The organism is Variovorax sp. OV084 (assembly GCF_900111625.1).
GTDB lineage: Bacteria > Pseudomonadota > Gammaproteobacteria > Burkholderiales > Burkholderiaceae_C > Variovorax.
Window position 1 is genome coordinate 681,935 of the sequence record NZ_FOII01000001.1, and the last position, 17,073, is coordinate 699,007.

Below are 17,073 nucleotides of genomic sequence, written 5' to 3' on the forward strand. Positions count from 1 at the left end.
AGAAGTCTTTTTTCATGACCACGGTTTTCGTCAGCCACCCGCAAAGCAAGCTCGCCCACTACTTCGGCGACCGCGCCACGGCCGCCTTGCGGGCCATTGCGCAGGTGCGCTTCAACCCTACGGACACCGATCTCTCGTCGCGCGAACTGGCCGAACTGGCACGGGACTGCGACGCCATCATTTCCTACCGCCAGACGGTGGGCGACGAGGCGCTGTTCGCCGCGTTGCCGCAGCTCACGGCCTTCGTGCGCTGCGCCATCGACATCCGCAACATCGACGTGGCGTCCGCCAGCCGGCATGGCGTGCTGGTGACGCAGGCGAGCGCGGGGTTCATTCCCTCGGTGTCGGAGTGGATCGTGGGCGTGATGATCGACCTGGGTCGGCACATCAGCGCCTCGGCTGAGGGCTACCACGCGGGCCGGCCCGTGGTGCCGGCGATGGGGCGCGAGTTGCGCGGGAGCACGCTGGGCGTCATCGGCTATGGGCAGATCAGCCGCTACCTCTGCGACGTGGCGCTGGCGCTCGGCATGCGCATCGTTGTGCACGATCCGTACACCGCGACAGGCCGGGCCGAGTTCGCGCAGGTGGAGCTCGACGCGTTGCTGGCCCAGTCGGACTTCGTTGTCTGCCTTGCGGCGGCCACCGAGGCGACCGAAGACATGATGAATGCCACCACCTTCGCCGCGATGCGGCCGCATGCCTACTTCATCAATGCCTCGCGCGGCAATCTGGTGGATGAAGACGCACTGCTCGCCGCGCTCGATGCCGGCACGATCGCAGGGTGCGCTGTGGACGTGGGCCGCGCGCCTGACCAGATGCCGTCGCCGCGCGTGGCAGCGCATCCGCGCGTGATCGCCACGCCGCACATCGGCGGACTCACGCCGGCGGCTGTCGAGCATCAGGCGATGGAGACCGTGTCGCAGCTGGCCGAAATCTTCCAGGGCAGGGCACCGAAGGGCGCGGTGAACGCGGCCGAGGCCTATCGCTGGGCGCAGGCCTTTGGCGCGCGCGCCTGAACGTCCGACTCACACATCCCGCAAAGAGAGCCCCATGGAACCAACCCGGAATGCGCGCTATGCCGGCGCCTGCGACTGCCACGTCCACATTTACGAAGACCGCTTCCCGTTGATTCCGAACGTCGCATGGGTGCCGCCGCATTCGCCGGTGTCGGCTTACCGCGAGCAGGTGCAGCAGCCGCTGGGCATCGACCGCGCCGTGGTCGTGCAGCCCACGGGCTATGGCTTCGACAACAGCTGCACGCTCGATGCGCTGGCCCAGTTCGGCAATACAGCGCGCGGCATCGCGCTGGTAGCGCCCGACGTGGCCGATGCCGAGATCGCGCGCCTGCACGCCGGCGGCATGCGCGGCGTGCGCTACATGATGATCGGCGGCGTGCTGAGCTGGGCATCGCTCGAACCAATGGCCGCGCGGCTGGCCAATGCCGACTGGATGGTCAACCTGCAGCTCGACGGCCGCACGATGCCCGAGCACGAGGCGGTGCTCAAGCGCCTGCCGTGCCGGCTGGTGCTGGACCACAACGGCAAGTTCCTGGAGCCGGTGGCGCCGGACCACCCGTCGTTCCAGTCGCTGCTGCGCGTGCTCGATTCGGGGCGCGTGTGGATCAAGCTTTCGGCGCCCTACGAAACCTCGAAGACCGGCGCACCCGGCTATGACGACGTGAGCCTGCTGGCCCGCACGCTGGCCGAAAAGTTTCCCGAGCGCTGCCTCTGGGCCAGCAACTGGCCGCACCCGGGGCGCAACCCCAGGCCCGAAAGCGCGCCGCTGTACGACCTGCTGTTTTCCTGGGCGACCAGCGATGACACGCGGCGGCGCATCCTCGTGGACAACCCGGCGGCGCTCTACGGCTTCTAGGCGCCGCGCCTCACCAGCAGGCGTTGCGGCCCCTGGCCCTCGGCGCCCAGCCGGTCCAGCGGATTGCGCAGCTTGCACCGGTCGATCGACAGGCAGCCACAGCCGATGCAGTCGTCGAGCGTGTCGCGCAGTTTTTGCAGCTGCGCCATGCGCTCGTCCAGCTCGGTGCGCCACGCGGCCGACAGACGGGCCCAGTCTTCGCGGCTGGGCGCAGCGGATGCGGGGAGGGTAGCCAGCGCCGTGCCGATGTCGGCAAGCGAAATGCCTACCCTTTGCGCTACCCGCACGAAGGCCACGCGCCGCAGCACCGTGCGCGGATAGCGCCGCTGGTTGCCTGCAGTGCGGGTGCTGTCGATCAGGCCCTGTGCCTCGTAGAAATGCAGGGTGGACACCGTGACGCCGCTGCGGCGCGCGACTTCGCCGACGGTGAGCGTGGGTGAGATGCCGGCCTTTTGCAGTGCGTCGTTCATGTGGAGAAAAAACTCTTGACCTCAACTTTGCTTGAGGTTTGAGAATAACTTTCAGCGCGCAGGTCCTGTGCGCATTTTTCTCATCAAGGAACCCGCTTCATGTCGAACGATGCCATCCCCCTCCAATCCGGTCCCGTCTTCCGCATCGACAAGTTTGTCGTGCCCGCCGAAGCTCGCCCCGAGTTCATCGCCCAGATGCACCGCATCCAGCAGACGCTGCGCACCTGGCCGGGCTGCCAGCGCACCTACGTGCTGGACCAGACCGGCGGCAGCGGCGAATTCAACGTGGTGACGCTCGTCGAGTGGGCGAGCGAGCAGGCCGTGGCCTCGGCCGCCGAGTTCGTGAAGAAGAAGTTCGCCGAGGAAGGCTTCGATCCGGTTGCGTTCACGAAGAATGCGGGCGTGCGCAGCGACCAGGGCTTCTACCGCATCGCCTGACGGCCGGGAAGGACGAGCCTGTCAACTTCTCACTGACAGGCGTTGCACGGGTTGACAAGAGCCTCCTGCCGCTTTGATACTGAACCTCAAGGTTCATCATCAAAGCAAAGGAGATCCCATGCAGAAGATCGTTCCCTGCCTCTGGTTCGACGGCAACGGCGAAGACGCGCTGAAGTTCTACACCTCCATCTTTCCGAACTCGCGCGTGACCGACAAGCTGCTCTGGGGCGACGTCAACCCAGCCAAGAAGGGCTCGCTGCTCACCGCGACCTTCGAGCTCGAAGGGCAGGAGTTCATGGTGCTCAACGGCGGGCCTCAGTACAAGTTCAACCCGGCCATCTCGATGTTCGTGAAGTGCGAGACGCAGGCCGAGGTCGACAACTACTGGGACAAGCTGCTCGAAGGCGGCGGCGAGCCGGTGCAGTGCGGCTGGCTCACCGACCGCTACGGCGTGTCGTGGCAAATTGCGCCCACGGCCATGATCCGCATGTTCCAGGACAAGGACCCGGCCAAGGCCGCCCGCGCGATGGAGGCGATGATGAAGATGGTCAAGCTCGATCTCGCCGCGGCGCAGAAAGCCTTCGACGGGGAGTGATCTGCCGTCGCCCCGGCCAAGGTGTAGCGGCTACACCAGCCGGTGGATTGCCTTCTTGCGCCACACCAGCTGGTAGTACGCGGTCTGCAGCAGCAGCATCGCGCCGAAGGTCACGGGGTAGGCGATCCAGATCCCGTCGAGCCCGATGCGGTGGCTCATGACCCAGGCCACCGGCACTTCCACGCCGAGGATGCAGACGATGGAAATCAGCGTGGGCACCAGCACCGAGCCGCTGGCGCGCATGATCCCCGACAGCGCAGCGGCCATGCCGAAGATCACCAGGCTCCACAGCATGATGTGCAGCAGCGTCTGGGCGATTTCGATCACCGGCGCGCTGGTAATGAAAAAGCCCATGAGCGGCCGCGAGAACAGGTAGCCCAGCAGCACGAGCCCGCCGGTCAGCACCAGGTTCATCAGCAGCGCCGTCTTCGCGATCGCGCCGAGCCGGTTGGCGCGGCCCGCACCGATGGCCTGCGCGCCGAGGATCGACGCGGTGATGGCAATGGAGATTGCCGGGAACTGCACGTACGCCACCACCTGGTTCACCGCGCCGTAGGCGGCCGTGGCATTCGAGCCGTAGCCGTTGACCATAGAAAGCAGCACCACCTCGGCCAGCGCCACGACGATCATCTGCACGCCCGTGGGCACGCCGATGCGCAGTACGGCCTTCAGCAATTGCGGCTGGATACGCAGGTTGCGCATGAACGCCGCGTCAGGCGCGAGCGGGCTCTTTTTCTGGCGCAGCCGGAAGCCGAGCCACGTGGTCGCCACGATGAAGGACAGCACCGACGCCCACGCGCCGCTCGCCACGCCAAGCTGCGGAAGACCGCCCCAGCCGCGAATGAGCGCGGGGGTAACCACCAGCCCGATGAGCGTCGAGATCACCAACGTGAGAAGCGGCGTGACGGTGTCGCCTACGCCGCGCAGCATTGCGGTGGCCAGCAGGAACACGAACACGCCAGGCATTGCGATCAGCATGATGCGGGCGTAGCGCGTGGAGTCGGCCAGCACGTCGGGCGGCGTGCCCAGCGCGGCCAGCATCGGCGTGGTGAACGCGCCGCCGAACACCGCGATCACCAGGCCCATCAGCACGCCGACGGTGAGCGTGGTGCCGGCCACGGCCTTGGCCTTGGCAACGTCGCGCGCGCCCCAGGCTTGGCCGATCAACACCGAAGCGCCGGCGCCCAGGCCGATGATGAAGGCGATGAAGAAGAACATCACCGGAAAGAAGCTCGACACGGCGGCCAGCGCGCCCACGCCAAGCATCTGCCCCACGTACACGTTGTTGAGCGTGCCCGAGAGCGATTGGAGGATGTTGCTGAGCAACATCGGCGCGAGGAAGAAGAGAAAGACCTTCCACAGCGGACGCGGCGCATTGACTGGCGCCACGGGCACGCCTTGCAGGCCGCTAGCGTCGGCGCCGCTGCCGGCGCCGGTTGTCTCGGGGGTTGTTCTCATTGGGGAGGCCAGCCTGCGGCCGACAGTTTCTGCAAATGGGCGCGCACGTCGGCGGGCCAGGGCTCGATCAGGTTGCCGAAGCGTTGCTCCTCGCCGGCGAACAGTGCGCGGGTGGCTTCCTCGAAGCCGGGCAGGTTGCCCGCGATGGCGGTCATGAAGCGGTAGGTGGCTTCGTGCGCGGCGCGCACGGTGTCGCGCTCGGCGTTCACGCGGCGGGCGTCGTCGACCAGCTTGCGCAGCGCGACCGAGGCGCCGCCGGGCTGGCGTCCGAGCCAGTCCCAGTGGCGCGGCAGCAGCGTGACTTCGCGTGCGACCACGCCGAGCTTGGGCCGGCCAACGCCGCGCGGGGCATCGTCGCGGTGCTCGGCTTCGTGATCGCGCAATTCAGGCAGCAACTCGCGCAGGTCGAGGTCGAGTTGCGTGCCGGTCTGGTCGTCGAAAACAAGGTACGGCCCGGGGTCGTCGCGGCGGCGCAGCTGGTCGAGCACTTCGGCCTTGCTGCCCTGTGCGATGCGCTGGAAGCCGAAGAACACGGTCAGGGTGGTGGGTGGGGTGTCAGATGACATTCGGGTGTTTTGTTCCTGGGGGTGCCAAGCGAAACGAGGTGCGTAATCTACTCGCTGAAGCGCTTCGGCGTGCGGCATCTCGCCGCCGTACGTTGCGTGGGCGCTCATGCCGTGTTGTAGCCGTTCGGGCCGAAGCATTGAAGCTCTTCTTGCCAGAGCGGCAGGAGCCTGCCGAGTTCGGCCTTGCGATCGAAATCGGGGTCTTCGCGTTCCTTGATCCGGTCGATCACTTCGAAGGTGAAATGACCGGCGCCGTGCGCGTTCCAGTCTTGCTGGAGCGCCTTGTTGCGGTGAGCGGGCATGTTCAGCTCGAAGCGCGCGCGGTTCATCGCGCCTTCGACGTCGAGGCTGCCGGCCACATAGACGCGGCCGCTCAGCTTGTTTCGGATGACGAAGACGCCGGCCGGGCGCGGGGTTTCCTTGTAATGGCGGGTGAGGGCGCGCCGGGTTTCTTCAGAGAGGTTCATGCATCAAATATTACCCGGGTTAAATTGAAATGACAATATACCCGGGTAAAAATGAACCAACTCAACCTTCCCTGAACCGCCGCCAGCCCCGCGAAATGCGCCGGTTCAGCGCCCGCACCAGGCGCCACGGGCGGCTCTGGCGAACGATGGTGAGCACATGGTCCTTCCAGGCCTTCCACCTGGGATACCAGCGGGCGAACCACGGAATGCGCATCAGCGGCCCTTCGACCAGCTGGAAGATCCGCGCGACGACGGCCGTGCCCGCCAGCTTGGCCAGCACGAGCACGGTGAGGCCCGTGGCTGCATGGCCGCGGCTGAAGAGAAAGAGAGCCAGCACCTTCACCGGAAGCAGCAGCAATACGGGCACGAAGAAGGCCAGCACCGCGCCCCAGGGCGGCAGCCGGCGCAGCCGGTCTTCAAGCGCGGCCCAGAAGGGAAGGCGGGACAGCCGTGCCGCCAGCGCAGCCAGTGGCTCCCAGCCCCACTCCTCGAAGAGCAGCAGGGGAACGATGAGCGCGGTGCCAACGGCGCGGAGCAGGGCACGCAAGACGCGCAGGACGCGCAGGACGCGCGCGAGGAATGTCATCCGCGAAGGGTAAGGCAGCGCAAGCCCGCGGCCGCCCGGCCGCGCGGGCCTGCGCTGTTTATTTCTTCTCCGGTACGAAGAAGAGGTATTCGCCGCGTCCCATTTCGGGAGTGATCTCGTAGCCGGAGCACAGGTCGCTCGCGCACTGCAGGATGATCACGCGCGGCCAGATCGTCGCGGCTGTCGGAAAGCCCGGCAGGTATTGCGGCACGTGCCACACGCCCAGAGTGCCGACCGGCTCGGCGTTCTCGGTGCCCCGTGCGTTCTGCAAGCCGCTGCCCATGTTCATCCGCTCGATGCGCAGCACCGGCGGCGAGGGCGCGGCCGCTGCAGCCGCGACTGTCGCCGTGCAGCAGGCCGCCAGCCAGAGGATTACGGTCCTGGTCATGTCAGGCTCCGCGCGGTCATTGCCGGACTGCCATCGATGCGGATGCAACGTCGCCGGTCGGCCGTGCCGCGCGGATGGCAGCCACTTCGCCCGGATCCATTGCCGTCACCGTAGCGCTGGCAACGGGCATCGACACCGCCGCCGGAGGCTCGTCCTGGGCCGTGGCCACCGGCTGCGCGGGGGGCGTGACTTCGGCGATGGGCACTGGTGGCGTCGCCGCCGGTACCACTGCGACGGGCGCCACTGGCGCAGCCGCAGCCACCGGGCGCGCCGGTGCCGGGAGCGCGCCGCTTGCCGACGCCTGCGGACCGTAGGCGGTCACGCGCTCGTCCGCTGTCATCGACTGCGGGCATTTCGTGCCCGTCATCTCCAGCGCAGCCAGGGCCGCGGGGTCCATGCAGTCCATGGCGAGCGAGGCTGCCTTCATGCCCTTGTTCCAGAGTTCGCGGCTCATCTTCAGGCGCTTGCAGTGCTCGTCCGTCCAGGTGGTGCCGAAGCTGAGTCCGACGCCCGGTCCGTTCGCGCTTGCGCTCGTGCTGCCCATGCAGGTGTCGTTGCTCGTCGTCAGGTTCGGGCCGTTGACCGACGGCACGTTCTTGATCGTGTAGCTGCCCCGGTAGTCGACGGTGCTCGTCGTGGCGCCCGTGTTGTTGACGTTCTGGTTCAGCGTCGCCCGGGTGTCTGCAGGGGTGTTGGTGTTGAAGTTCACGGCCTGGGTGTTGCCCTGGGCCGAGGTGGTGGCTGAGCTCGATGACTGGTTGTTGGCACCGCCCGCCGTGGTCTGCGCCATGGCGCCCGCGGACAAGCCCAGCAAGGTCAGGACAATAAGTTTTTTCATGTTCTCAACTCCTTTGGAAGCCGGGGAGGGGCTAGCCCCTCCCCATTTCTGAGTGCAACAACCGGTGCGAGAACGGCTCAGGGAGCCGATGCAGTTGCGCCGGAGCCAGCCAGGCCGCCGGTACCGCCACCATTGCTGAAGCCGGCGGCATTGCCGAAGCTGAGGTTGGTCACGCCGAAGGAGCCGCCGGTCGAGCCCGCCGTCGCCGAGGTGGTCGTGCCGTTGACGAAGCCGTTGACGGCGCCCGACGAGGCATTGAAGCTCGACGTCGTGCCGGAGGTGCGCGTTACCACGGCCAGACCGCCGCCAGGACCCGCGGCCGTTGCGGCCGTGTTGTTGGTCGTGGAGCCAGCGGTTCCGCCTGCGCTGCCGCTCACGGAGTTGGGGCCGCCCGCGCTGTAGTTGGCATTGGCGGTCGCGCCTGCATTGGCCGAGGCATTGGCAGCGCCCGCTGCGGCGCCATTGCCTGTCGTTGCAGCCACGCTGGTCACGCGGCCTTGCGTGGTCGCCGAGCCGCCTGCCGTTGCGCCACCGATGCGCAGACCCGGAAAGCTGACTGCGCCGCCGGCAGCGTTGGCGCTGGCCGACGAGCTGGAATTGGCCGCGTTGTAGCTCAGTGCACTGCCCGTGCCCGAGCTGGCTGCAACGGATCCGGCGGAACTGGAAGAGCCGGTCGTCGTACTGGTGGCGGCGAGGGCCGTGGTGCTGGTTGCCGAGGCAACGCTTCCAACCAGAACCACTGCGATCGCGATGAGTGTCTTCTTCATGATGCTTCCTCGAAAGTTGTTGAAACGAACCCGATTGCCGGATCGATCCGGCCATCAGCTAACGGTCAGTGGCACTGCTTGAAATGCTTCCGTCACGACCGAGGTGCAGTTTCTGCGTCGAGGAACCAGCGAAAAATGCCCTGTGCTGGGTAGAGCAAGGCTATGGCGAAAGGTGTGTTTTGCACCGTTTCGGGGGCCGCGGGTGGAGGGCCCCCCGATGCAATGTCCGAGAGAAAAACTACAACTTTCGATGGACATTGTTGACTAATGGAAACAAAATGCAACCAAAGTAATCAAAAAAACTGAAACCAAAAATTTGAGTAGAAATGAATTAACTTTTGGTCACGAACAAGATGTGCTATGTGTCACAAAGGGGCTGGAATGGAAAGCGATCTCGACATTTCATTGACAGATGTGGGCAGCGGGGGTAAGCAATACGCCAATCCCGGCCAGTTCGGCGGGCTTCTCTCGCCGTCCGCCGACACTCTCCCGTGGCCTGATTTCCTAACCGGGCAACAGACCAAACCCGTGCGCGTCCTGCTGGTGGACGACGACCCCTTCGTGCGTCGCGTCATAGCCCAGGAATTGCTGGGAGACCTGCGCATTCAACTCGAAGGGCAAGCCGGCACGCTGCGCGAAGGCCGACGATTGCTGCTGCAGCATGAGTTCGACGTGCTCATGGTCGACATCCGCCTGGGCGACGGCAGCGGATTCGAGCTCATCGAAGAGGCCAAGCGGCATCGCAGCGCGGCGGAAATCATCGTCATCTCGGCGCTCGAGGACGAACCCCAGGTGCTGCATGCCTTCGAACTCGGCGCTTCCGGCTACCTGGTCAAGAACGCCTGGTTCCAGAGCTATGCCCAGGCCGTGCTGCAGGTGGTGAACGGTGGGGCCGCCATCACCCCGCGGCTGGCGCGCCGGCTGCTCGTGCACCTCGATCACAAGCGCTCCAACGTCAATCCGGTGCGTCCGCCGGACACCAAGGCGACGTTATCCGCGCGGGAGCGCGAAGTGTTACGACTTGTAGCGACGGGCTACGTTACCGAGGAAATCGCGCTGCAGCTCACCATCAGCGCCCAGACGGTTAACGCGCACGTCAAGAACATCTACCGCAAGCTGCACGCCCACACCCGCGCGCAGGCCGTGAGCTTTGCCTCCCACCGGGGGCTTCTGTAGCCCATGCCATGCTGGCGCCGCAGGCCCTTTCTTTACCGCACTTCCTGGAAGACCAGTTCGTGTGGCTGTCGATCGGCTCGTGGTGCGTGCTGTTGACGTGGCTGCGCACGCGCGTCTCGCGCCGGAGGCTGCTGATGTGGGCCGGCCTGGCGGGTGCGCTGCACCTGACGCCCGTGACCGCGCAGGTCATTCGGGCCACTTCGGCCATCGGCGTGACGGCGGATGGCATGCCGTTCGCCTTCTGGGCGCTGCAGGCGCTGAACGTGGCGGTGCTTGCCGCGCTCATCGCGAGCGTCTGTTTTCTTGCCTTCCGGCGCCGTGCCGCAGACCATCGGCCGTCGCAGGCGGTGGTCGCCGAGCGACGGCGCATCGCCAACGATCTGCATGACGGCGTGGGCTCCCGGCTGGTGGCGCTGCTGGCCAGCCAGGACCCCCGGTCCGCCGGGCCCGGTAGCCTGTCGATGGCCCTGCAGGACTGCCTGCTCGAACTCCAGATGACGGTCGACGACCTCGACGACCAGACTTCCGCCACCGTCGTCGAGCGACTGGCCCACGTGCGCTACCGGCTGCAGCCCGCGTTCGACCGGCTCGGCATCGGGCTCGAATGGCACATCGCCAGCGAGGCCCACACCCGCTGGGTGCCGCCGGAAACCGCGATGCAGATCTGCCGGGTGGCGCAGGAAGCCATGTCCAATGCGCTGCGGCATGCGCAGGCGACCCGCGTCGAACTGCGCTTGGGCCTTCGCGACCGGGGATTGCTGATGCTGGAGGTGCGCGACGACGGCCGCGGGCTGGGTTCGCGAAGCGCGTCTTTCACCGATGCGGGCAAGGGCCTGCGCAGCATGCGCTCCCGGGCCGACGCCATCGGCGGCGAGCTGACAATCGAAAATGCCGCGCCGCGCGGGCTGAGCGTGCTGCTGGTGGTTCCAAGCCAGGCGCAGGCGCCAGCCGGCACCCGGGCCGAAGCGGAAAGCATGCTGTAACACGCCCGCCGGGCCGCCCGGACGGACGCCATCCGCGCCTATGGCAAACTCCCGCGCTTTGCCAGGGACGCGCTCAAGACATGCAGAAAATCATTCGCCAGCTCGCCGCCGAAATCAAGGTCGGCGAGAACCAGGTGAAGGCCGCCGTCGAACTGCTCGACGGAGGCGCCACGGTTCCATTCATCGCCCGCTACCGCAAGGAAGCCACCGACGGCCTCGACGACACCCAGCTGCGTGAACTGGAAGCGCGTCTTTCCTACCTGCGCGAACTCGAAGACCGCCGCGTGGCGGTGCTCAAGGCCATCGACGAGCAGGGCAAGCTGACCCCCGAGCTGCGCGCCGCGATCGAATTCGCGCCGACCAAGCAGGAACTCGAAGACCTGTACCTGCCGTTCAAGCAAAAGCGCCGCACCAAGGGCCAGATCGCTCGCGAATTCGGCATCGAGCCGCTGGCCGACAAGCTGCTGGCCGACCCGACGCTCGACCCGGCCGTCGAAGCCAAGGCCTTCCTGCAGCCCGCCACCACGCTGGACGACGGCAAGCCGGGCCCCGATTTCTCCACCGTACCGCTCGTTCTCGACGGTGTGCGCGACATTCTTTCCGAGCGCTGGGCCGAAGACGCTGCACTGGTGCAGGGGCTGCGCGAATGGCTCTGGGCCGAGGGTCTGCTCAAGTCCAGCCTGATGGCCGGCAAGGACGAGAACAACGCCGACATCGCCAAGTTCCGCGACTACTTCGAGTACGACGAGCCCATCGGCCGCGTGCCCTCGCACCGTGCCCTGGCTGTGTTCCGCGGCCGCGCGCTCGACATCCTCGATGCCAAGCTGGTGCTGCCCGTGGAGCCCGAACCGGGCAAGCCCAGCATCGCCGAAGGCCGCATCGCGCTGCACCTGGGCTGGAGCCATGCGGCTCGTCCGTCGGACGACCTGATCCGCAAGTGCGTGGCCTGGACCTGGCGCGTCAAGCTGGCGCTGTCGACCGAGCGCGACCTGTTCACCCGCCTGCGCGAAGACGCCGAGAAGGTCGCGATCAAGGTGTTCGCCGACAACCTGCGCGACCTGCTGCTGGCCGCGCCCGCCGGCCCGCGCGTCGTGATGGGCCTGGACCCGGGCATCCGCACCGGCGTGAAGGTGGCCGTGGTCGACTCCACCGGCAAGCTGGTCGAAACCGCCACTGTGTTCCCCCACGAGCCGCGCAAGGACTGGGAAGGCTCGCTGCACACGCTGGGCAAGCTGTGCGCCAAGCACGGCGTGAACCTCATCGCCATCGGCAACGGCACAGCAAGCCGCGAAACCGACAAGCTGGCTGCCGACCTCATCAAGCTGCTGGCCAAGATGGCCGCCCAAGCCGGCGCGCCCGAAATGAAGGTCGACAAGGTCGTCGTCAGCGAAGCCGGCGCTTCCGTGTACTCGGCCAGCGAATTCGCCTCGCAGGAAATGCCCGATGTCGACGTGAGCCTGCGCGGCGCCGCCTCCATTGCACGCCGACTGCAAGATCCACTGGCCGAACTCGTGAAGATCGACCCCAAGAGCATCGGCGTGGGCCAGTACCAGCACGACGTGAACCAGAGCGAACTTGCGCGCACGCTGCAGGCTGTGGTCGAAGACTGCGTGAACTCGGTGGGCGTCGACCTGAATACCGCCAGCGTGCCGCTGCTCAGCCGCGTCTCGGGCCTGTCGGCCAGCGTGGCCAAGGCGGTGGTGCGCTGGCGTGAAGCCAACGGCGCGTTTTCCACCCGCAAGCAGCTGCTAGACGTGACCGGCTTCGGCCCCAAGGCCTTCGAGCAGAGCGCAGGCTTCCTGCGCATCCGCGACGGCGCCGACCCGCTGGACATCACCGGCGTGCACCCCGAAACCTATCCGCTGGTCGAGCAGATCATCGTGAAGACCGGCAAGCCCATCGCCGAACTCATGGGCCGCGCCGACATGCTCAAGACGCTGAAGCCCGAACTGTTCGCCAACGAGAAGTTCGGCGTCATCACGGTCAAGGACATCCTGGGCGAACTTGAAAAGCCGGGCCGCGACCCGCGCCCCGACTTCAAGGTGGCTCGCTTCAACGACGGCGTGGACGACATCAAGGACCTGGTCGAGGGCATGATCCTCGAAGGCACCGTGAGCAACGTGGCCCAGTTCGGCGCCTTCGTCGACCTCGGCGTGCACCAGGACGGCCTGGTTCACGTGAGCCAGCTGAGCCACAAGTTCGTCAACGACGCACGCGAAGTCGTCAAGACCGGCGACATCGTCAAGGTCAAGGTGATGGAAGTGGATGTGGCGCGCAAGCGCATCGGCCTGTCGATGAAGCTCGATGCGGCGCCCGCGCGCCGCGACGGCCCGCGCGACAACCGCTTCGAAGGAGCGGGGCGCGGCCAGCAGCAACAAGGCCGGCGCGACAACTCGCCGCAGCCGGCGGGGCAGATGGCGAGTGCTTTTGCCAAGCTGCAGGGGCTGCGCAAGTAAGCGGATTCCTCACCTGTTAAACTAGTCAGATAACTAGTTTGATGGGTGGTTGCAATGAAAACCTGGCCTGTGCAGGACGCCAAGGCGCGTTTCAGTGAGTTTCTCGAGGCCTCTCTCGTCGAAGGGCCGCAAATGGTGACGAAGCGTGGAGCCGAGGTGGCCGTGCTTGTTCCTGCAGCTGAATGGCGGCGCTTGCACGCCACGGCAAAGCCATCGCTCAAGGACCTGCTGCTCTCGACGGAAGCACGCACCGAATTCCTGGTTCCGCAGCGGGGTGCCGCACGCAGGCGCCGCATCACGCCAATGCGCTGAGGCCGGTATGTATCTGCTGGACACGAACGTCATTTCCGAACTTCGCAGGCCTCGTCCGCACGGCGCGGTCGTCGCGTGGCTCACGCCCATTGTGGACAGCGATCTTCATCTCTCGGCGGTGACGCTAGGAGAGATCCAGGCCGGCATCGAACTCACACGCGAGCAAGACGCCGCCAAGGCCGGCGAGATCGAGCAATGGGCCGCATTGGTTGCAGCTTCCTACAACGTTCTCCCCATGGATGCAGAAACCTTCAGGCTCTGGGCGAAGCTGATGCATCGCAGTTCGAACACGCTGTATGAAGACGCGATGATTGCCGCCACTGCAAAGCAGCATGCGCTGACCGTAGTGACCCGCAACGTGAGCGATTTCGCAGGGTTTGGCGTCGAGGTGCTCAACCCCTTCGAGCACACACAGGCATGAAAGCCCTGCGCATCTACGCCGGCCCCGCGGCCCGCAAGCACATCGAACAGCACGGCCTGCGTCCGCAGGACGTGCGCACCATCCCCGGCGCGGCCGGCGGCCCCAAGGGGTTGATCCTCGGTGCGCTCGACCGCTTCATCTTCGGCCGCTGGCTCACGCAGTCGAGCCAGCAGGTGCATCTGGTGGGCGCCTCCATCGGCGCATGGCGGCTGTCGACGGCCTGCCTGGCCGACCCTGACGCCGCTTTCGAACGCTTCGAGCACGACTACGTGCACCAGCAGTTCGAAGTGCCGCCGGGGCAGAAGCGGCTCAGCCCGAGTCAGCTCAGCGAGCGTTTCGCCGAAAGCCTTGAATCTTTCTACGGCGGGCGCATCGGCGAGGTGCTGAGCCACCCGCGCTATCGCTTGCACGTGGTGACATCGCGCGGGCGCCACATCCTTGGGCGCGAGGGCAGGGCGCGCACGCCGGTCGGCTACCTGGGCGCCTTTGCCACCAACAGCCTGCACCGCAAGAGCCTGGGTGCATGGCTGGAGCGCTGCGTGTTTTCCACGCCCGGCGCGGCCTTGCCTTTCGGCACGCGCGACTTCCGCACGCGCCAGCATGCGTTGAGCGAGGCCAACTTCAACATGGTGCTGCAGGCCTCGTGCTCCATCCCGTTCCTGCTGGCGGCGGTGCATGACATTCCGGGCGCACCGCGCGGCGCCTACTGGGACGGCGGCATCACCGACTACCACCTGCACCTCGACTACCAGCCGGCCGATGAGGGCATCGTGCTGTACCCGCACTTCCAGCAGGCGGTGGTGCCGGGCTGGCTCGACAAGGGCCTGCGCTGGCGCCACAAGGCCAGCGGCTTCCTCGACCGCATGGTGGTGCTCGCGCCCGACCCCGAATGGGTGCGGTCGCTGCCCAACGGCAAGCTGCCCGACCGCAAGGACTTCATCCACTTCGCCAACGACGCGCAGGCACGCATCTCCGCCTGGGGCCGGGCCACGCGGGAGGCACGGCGGCTGTCGGATGAGTTCGAAGGCTGGCTTCAGCGCGACGGCGTGCCCGAGACGCTGCCGCTCTGACCGAGAAGCGCCAGCGGCGCGGCGCAGTCGAGGATGTTCACTTCCACCTCATCGCCGACCTTGAGCGAGGCGCCCGCGGGCCAATGCCCTGTGCCGATCGAACGCGTGTGCACGCCGCCGTTGCGGTAGCGCACGATGGCGTAGGGCGCTGCGGCGCCGCCCTCGACGCCGCAATCATGGTCGGCCGTTTTGGCCAGATCGCCCGCGCGGCCCACGCTGACGACCTGCGCGGTCCGCCAGCCGGCCGAGTGATCGAACGAGTGCGCATCGAAGGCGGTGCAGCCACCGAGCGTCAATGCCCACAGAGCGACCATGCGACGCATACCTTTCATGGTACTGGCCCGATGGCCGCCGTGGCCTGGATCTCGACGCGGTATTCCGAGTCGATCAGCTTCGCCCCCACCGTGGCGCGCGCCGGCGTGTGGCCGGCAGGCACCCATTCGTCCCACACAGAGTTCATCGCGGCGTAGTCGCCCACGGTGCGCAGGTAGATCGTCACGCTGACCAGGTCTTTCTTCGTTGCGCCCTGCGTGGCGAGCATGTCGTCGATGTGGTACAGGATCTCGCGCATCTGCCCGGTGATGTCGAGCGACGGGTTCTCGGCCACCTGGCCGGAGAGGTAGAGCAGGCGCGCGGCGCCCAGGTCGACGGTCACCATCTCGCTGAAGCGGGGGCCCATCTCGTGGCGGATGATGTTCATGGCGATGCGGGGGAATGGGAAGAAGACGAGGCGGCTAGCTGCGCCGGTGGAGCAGCAGTATTCCACCAGCCGCCGCCGAGCGCCTGGAAGAGGGCGGCCGCATCGGTCAGCCGCAGCGCGCGGGCCTGCACGAGATTGAGCAGCGCCTGCTGCTGAGCCTGCTGCGCAATGCGCAGAGACAACGCGCTGGCGTCACCAAGCCGCACCTGCGCCCGCGTGCGCGCTAGGCTCTGCGAGGCCGTGCGCTCGGCCTTCAGGGCCGCCTGCAGCGTGCGGGTGTCGGCGTCGATGGCCTCGAGCGTGTTGGCTACGTCCTGGAAGGCGGCGAGCACCGTCGCTCGGTACTGCGCGGCTGCCTGGTCGAACGAGGCCCGCGCGGCGGCTTCGCGGTGCTTGAGAGCGCCGCCGTCGAAGATGGGCTGAGTCACGCTGGCCGCGACGGTCCAGAACAGCGATGACGACTTGAACAGCTCCGACAGCGTGTAGGCCGACGAACCATACGAATTCACACCCAGCGTCACGTTCGGCAGCCGCGCGGCGACTGCCACACCGATGGCGGCGCTGGCCGCCTGCAGCTGCGCCTCGGCCGCACGCACGTCAGGCCGGTGCTCGACCAGGCTGGACGGCAGGGTCAGCGGCAACTCCGCAGGCAGTTGCAAGGCATCGAGATCGAAATGCGCCGCCACGCCCTCGCTCGGGTAGCGGCCTGCCAGCGTGGCCAGCAGGTTGCGCTGCTGCGCAAGCTGCTTGTCGAGCGGCGGCAGCGTGGCCTCGGTGGCGGCCAGCGATGCTTCTTGCGCATCGACATCGGCCAGCGCCACCTGCCCCAGCGCCTGCTGCTTGCGATAGGCCTGCAGCACTTCTTTCTGCCCCGCGACGATTTCCAGCGTGGCGCGTTGCTGCGCGTGCAGAGAGGCTTCGGTGATCGCGGCGGCCACCACGTTGCTGCTCAGCGTGAGCTTCGCGGCCAGGCTCTGGAAGCGCTGCAGCTCGGTCTGCGCCTGCGCGCCCTCGACCTGCCGGCGCGTGGCGCCGAACGCGTCGGGCGTGTACGACACCGTTACCTGTGCGGTGTGCAGCGTGTACAGGTTCGCGTTGGAAGAAACCGGACTCGCGACCGCGCTGGCCACGCGCTGCCGAGTGGGCGAGTAGCCCAGCGCCACGCTGGGCCAGAACGCGGCGCGATCGGCGGCTTCGTTCTCCTGCGCCGCGCGCAGGGCGGCATCTGCGGCCTCGATGGTCGGGTTGCCCGCCAGGCTCTGCGTTACCAGCGCGTTCAGCGGCTCGGAGCGAAAGGCTTGCCACCACTGCGCCGGCACGTCGAGCTCGGGCGACAGGTGCGCCAGTGGCACGCCTTCGGCCTCCTTGCTGGTGGGTGGCGAGGCTGTGTACTGCGTGGGCAGGTTCAGCGGCGGTCGCACATAGTCTGGCCCGACCGCGCAGCCACCCAGCAGCAGCACGATGCCAGCCGCCAAGGGCGCCGCAAGGCTTGTTGTCTTCTTCATGTGTT

Annotated in this window: 21 protein-coding genes; 10 read left to right on the forward strand and 11 right to left on the reverse strand. The window is 66.8% G+C overall.

What is annotated here, in order from left to right:
• Nucleotides 1–14: 14 nt before the first annotated feature.
• On the forward strand, nt 15–1,016 hold the full coding sequence (locus BMW87_RS03345) for an NAD(P)-dependent oxidoreductase (protein WP_093074123.1): 1,002 nt from the start codon (nt 15–17) through the stop codon (nt 1,014–1,016).
• A 34-nt stretch (nt 1,017–1,050) separates the two neighbouring features.
• Nucleotides 1,051–1,872: an amidohydrolase family protein gene (locus BMW87_RS03350; RefSeq protein ID WP_093074125.1), complete on the forward strand. Its 822-nt coding sequence runs from the start codon at nt 1,051–1,053 to the stop codon at nt 1,870–1,872.
• Here the strand turns inward: BMW87_RS03350 and soxR are convergent.
• On the reverse strand, nt 1,869–2,342 hold the full coding sequence (gene soxR, locus BMW87_RS03355) for a redox-sensitive transcriptional activator SoxR (protein WP_093074127.1): 474 nt from the start codon (nt 2,340–2,342) through the stop codon (nt 1,869–1,871). The genes BMW87_RS03350 and soxR overlap by 4 nt on opposite strands.
• 99 nt (nt 2,343–2,441) lie before the next feature.
• On the opposite strand from soxR, the gene BMW87_RS03360 reads away from it, so the two are divergent.
• Nucleotides 2,442–2,780: an antibiotic biosynthesis monooxygenase family protein gene (locus BMW87_RS03360; RefSeq protein WP_093074129.1), complete on the forward strand. Its 339-nt coding sequence runs from the start codon at nt 2,442–2,444 to the stop codon at nt 2,778–2,780.
• 118 nt (nt 2,781–2,898) lie between these two features.
• Nucleotides 2,899–3,375, forward strand: a complete 477-nt coding sequence (locus BMW87_RS03365) for a VOC family protein (RefSeq protein WP_093056827.1) — start codon at nt 2,899–2,901, stop codon at nt 3,373–3,375.
• A gap of 30 nt (nt 3,376–3,405) precedes the next feature.
• On the opposite strand, the gene BMW87_RS03370 is transcribed toward BMW87_RS03365, so the two are convergent.
• The 7 genes from BMW87_RS03370 to BMW87_RS03400 form a co-directional block, all read right to left on the reverse strand.
• A complete protein-coding gene (locus tag BMW87_RS03370; RefSeq protein ID WP_093056826.1) occupies nt 3,406–4,833 on the reverse strand; it encodes an MATE family efflux transporter in 1,428 nt (475 codons plus the stop codon).
• Nucleotides 4,830–5,399 carry a DUF2239 family protein gene (locus BMW87_RS03375; RefSeq protein WP_093056825.1) on the reverse strand — a complete coding sequence of 190 codons (570 nt, stop codon included), beginning with the start codon at nt 5,397–5,399 and terminating at the stop codon, nt 4,830–4,832. Before BMW87_RS03375 ends, BMW87_RS03370 begins: the two co-directional genes overlap by 4 nt.
• A 104-nt stretch (nt 5,400–5,503) precedes the next feature.
• Entirely contained in the window at nt 5,504–5,866 is a 363-nt protein-coding gene (locus BMW87_RS03380; protein WP_093074131.1) for a GIY-YIG nuclease family protein, read from the reverse strand.
• 61 nt (nt 5,867–5,927) lie between these two features.
• Nucleotides 5,928–6,452: a hypothetical protein gene (locus BMW87_RS03385; RefSeq protein WP_093074133.1), complete on the reverse strand. Its 525-nt coding sequence runs from the start codon at nt 6,450–6,452 to the stop codon at nt 5,928–5,930.
• A 58-nt stretch (nt 6,453–6,510) separates the two neighbouring features.
• Nucleotides 6,511–6,840 (reverse strand): hypothetical protein, encoded by a 330-nt coding sequence (locus BMW87_RS03390; protein WP_093056822.1) that lies wholly within the window; start codon nt 6,838–6,840, stop codon nt 6,511–6,513.
• A gap of 16 nt (nt 6,841–6,856) precedes the next feature.
• Complete coding sequence (locus tag BMW87_RS03395; RefSeq protein ID WP_093074135.1) at nt 6,857–7,678, reverse strand: hypothetical protein; 822 nt, start codon at nt 7,676–7,678, stop codon at nt 6,857–6,859.
• A 77-nt stretch (nt 7,679–7,755) separates the two neighbouring features.
• On the reverse strand, nt 7,756–8,445 hold the full coding sequence (locus BMW87_RS03400; protein WP_093074137.1) for a hypothetical protein: 690 nt from the start codon (nt 8,443–8,445) through the stop codon (nt 7,756–7,758).
• A 381-nt stretch (nt 8,446–8,826) separates the two neighbouring features.
• Between BMW87_RS03400 and BMW87_RS03405 the strand changes: the two genes are divergently transcribed.
• The 6 genes from BMW87_RS03405 (at nt 8,827) to BMW87_RS03430 (ending at nt 14,863) form a co-directional block, all read left to right on the forward strand.
• Nucleotides 8,827–9,621, forward strand: coding sequence for a LuxR C-terminal-related transcriptional regulator (locus BMW87_RS03405; RefSeq protein WP_093074139.1), 795 nt, complete (start codon nt 8,827–8,829; stop codon nt 9,619–9,621).
• 8 nt (nt 9,622–9,629) lie between these two features.
• Entirely contained in the window at nt 9,630–10,604 is a 975-nt protein-coding gene (locus BMW87_RS03410) for a sensor histidine kinase (RefSeq protein WP_093074141.1), read from the forward strand.
• 80 nt (nt 10,605–10,684) lie between these two features.
• Nucleotides 10,685–13,060 (forward strand): Tex family protein, encoded by a 2,376-nt coding sequence (locus BMW87_RS03415; RefSeq protein ID WP_093056817.1) that lies wholly within the window; start codon nt 10,685–10,687, stop codon nt 13,058–13,060.
• Between the two features lie 54 nt (nt 13,061–13,114).
• Nucleotides 13,115–13,372: a type II toxin-antitoxin system Phd/YefM family antitoxin gene (locus tag BMW87_RS03420; protein WP_093056816.1), complete on the forward strand. Its 258-nt coding sequence runs from the start codon at nt 13,115–13,117 to the stop codon at nt 13,370–13,372.
• 7 nt (nt 13,373–13,379) lie between these two features.
• On the forward strand, nt 13,380–13,793 hold the full coding sequence (locus tag BMW87_RS03425) for a type II toxin-antitoxin system VapC family toxin (RefSeq protein ID WP_093074143.1): 414 nt from the start codon (nt 13,380–13,382) through the stop codon (nt 13,791–13,793).
• Entirely contained in the window at nt 13,790–14,863 is a 1,074-nt protein-coding gene (locus BMW87_RS03430; protein ID WP_093074145.1) for a patatin-like phospholipase domain-containing protein, read from the forward strand. The genes BMW87_RS03425 and BMW87_RS03430 overlap by 4 nt, the downstream gene beginning before the upstream one ends.
• Here the strand turns inward: BMW87_RS03430 and BMW87_RS03435 are convergent.
• The 3 genes from BMW87_RS03435 to BMW87_RS03445 are packed head-to-tail and all read right to left on the reverse strand — an operon-like array spanning nt 14,827 to nt 17,068.
• Nucleotides 14,827–15,177, reverse strand: a complete 351-nt coding sequence (locus tag BMW87_RS03435) for a hypothetical protein (RefSeq protein ID WP_256216633.1) — start codon at nt 15,175–15,177, stop codon at nt 14,827–14,829. The two genes, BMW87_RS03430 and BMW87_RS03435, sit on opposite strands and share 37 nt — an antisense overlap.
• A 14-nt stretch (nt 15,178–15,191) precedes the next feature.
• Nucleotides 15,192–15,563, reverse strand: coding sequence for a RidA family protein (locus BMW87_RS03440; protein ID WP_093074149.1), 372 nt, complete (start codon nt 15,561–15,563; stop codon nt 15,192–15,194).
• On the reverse strand, nt 15,560–17,068 hold the full coding sequence (locus BMW87_RS03445) for an efflux transporter outer membrane subunit (RefSeq protein ID WP_093074151.1): 1,509 nt from the start codon (nt 17,066–17,068) through the stop codon (nt 15,560–15,562). The genes BMW87_RS03440 and BMW87_RS03445 overlap by 4 nt, the downstream gene beginning before the upstream one ends.
• Nucleotides 17,069–17,073 lie beyond the last annotated feature (5 nt).

Coding starts and splice junctions, on each gene's coding strand:
- BMW87_RS03430 (WP_093074145.1), top strand. CDS start 13,790: ATGAAAGCCCTGCGCATCTACGCCGGCCCCGCGGCCCGCAAGCACATC.
- BMW87_RS03380 (WP_093074131.1), bottom strand. CDS start 5,866: ATGAACCTCTCTGAAGAAACCCGGCGCGCCCTCACCCGCCATTACAAG.
- BMW87_RS03420 (WP_093056816.1), top strand. CDS start 13,115: ATGAAAACCTGGCCTGTGCAGGACGCCAAGGCGCGTTTCAGTGAGTTT.
- BMW87_RS03410 (WP_093074141.1), top strand. CDS start 9,630: ATGCTGGCGCCGCAGGCCCTTTCTTTACCGCACTTCCTGGAAGACCAG.
- BMW87_RS03345 (WP_093074123.1), top strand. CDS start 15: ATGACCACGGTTTTCGTCAGCCACCCGCAAAGCAAGCTCGCCCACTAC.
- BMW87_RS03445 (WP_093074151.1), bottom strand. CDS start 17,068: ATGAAGAAGACAACAAGCCTTGCGGCGCCCTTGGCGGCTGGCATCGTG.
- BMW87_RS03390 (WP_093056822.1), bottom strand. CDS start 6,840: ATGACCAGGACCGTAATCCTCTGGCTGGCGGCCTGCTGCACGGCGACA.
- BMW87_RS03360 (WP_093074129.1), top strand. CDS start 2,442: ATGTCGAACGATGCCATCCCCCTCCAATCCGGTCCCGTCTTCCGCATC.
- BMW87_RS03440 (WP_093074149.1), bottom strand. CDS start 15,563: ATGAACATCATCCGCCACGAGATGGGCCCCCGCTTCAGCGAGATGGTG.
- BMW87_RS03395 (WP_093074135.1), bottom strand. CDS start 7,678: ATGAAAAAACTTATTGTCCTGACCTTGCTGGGCTTGTCCGCGGGCGCC.
- BMW87_RS03350 (WP_093074125.1), top strand. CDS start 1,051: ATGGAACCAACCCGGAATGCGCGCTATGCCGGCGCCTGCGACTGCCAC.
- BMW87_RS03400 (WP_093074137.1), bottom strand. CDS start 8,445: ATGAAGAAGACACTCATCGCGATCGCAGTGGTTCTGGTTGGAAGCGTT.
- BMW87_RS03375 (WP_093056825.1), bottom strand. CDS start 5,399: ATGTCATCTGACACCCCACCCACCACCCTGACCGTGTTCTTCGGCTTC.
- soxR (WP_093074127.1), bottom strand. CDS start 2,342: ATGAACGACGCACTGCAAAAGGCCGGCATCTCACCCACGCTCACCGTC.
- BMW87_RS03405 (WP_093074139.1), top strand. CDS start 8,827: ATGGAAAGCGATCTCGACATTTCATTGACAGATGTGGGCAGCGGGGGT.
- BMW87_RS03385 (WP_093074133.1), bottom strand. CDS start 6,452: ATGACATTCCTCGCGCGCGTCCTGCGCGTCCTGCGCGTCTTGCGTGCC.
- BMW87_RS03415 (WP_093056817.1), top strand. CDS start 10,685: ATGCAGAAAATCATTCGCCAGCTCGCCGCCGAAATCAAGGTCGGCGAG.
- BMW87_RS03365 (WP_093056827.1), top strand. CDS start 2,899: ATGCAGAAGATCGTTCCCTGCCTCTGGTTCGACGGCAACGGCGAAGAC.
- BMW87_RS03425 (WP_093074143.1), top strand. CDS start 13,380: ATGTATCTGCTGGACACGAACGTCATTTCCGAACTTCGCAGGCCTCGT.
- BMW87_RS03370 (WP_093056826.1), bottom strand. CDS start 4,833: ATGAGAACAACCCCCGAGACAACCGGCGCCGGCAGCGGCGCCGACGCT.
- BMW87_RS03435 (WP_256216633.1), bottom strand. CDS start 15,177: ATGGTCGCTCTGTGGGCATTGACGCTCGGTGGCTGCACCGCCTTCGAT.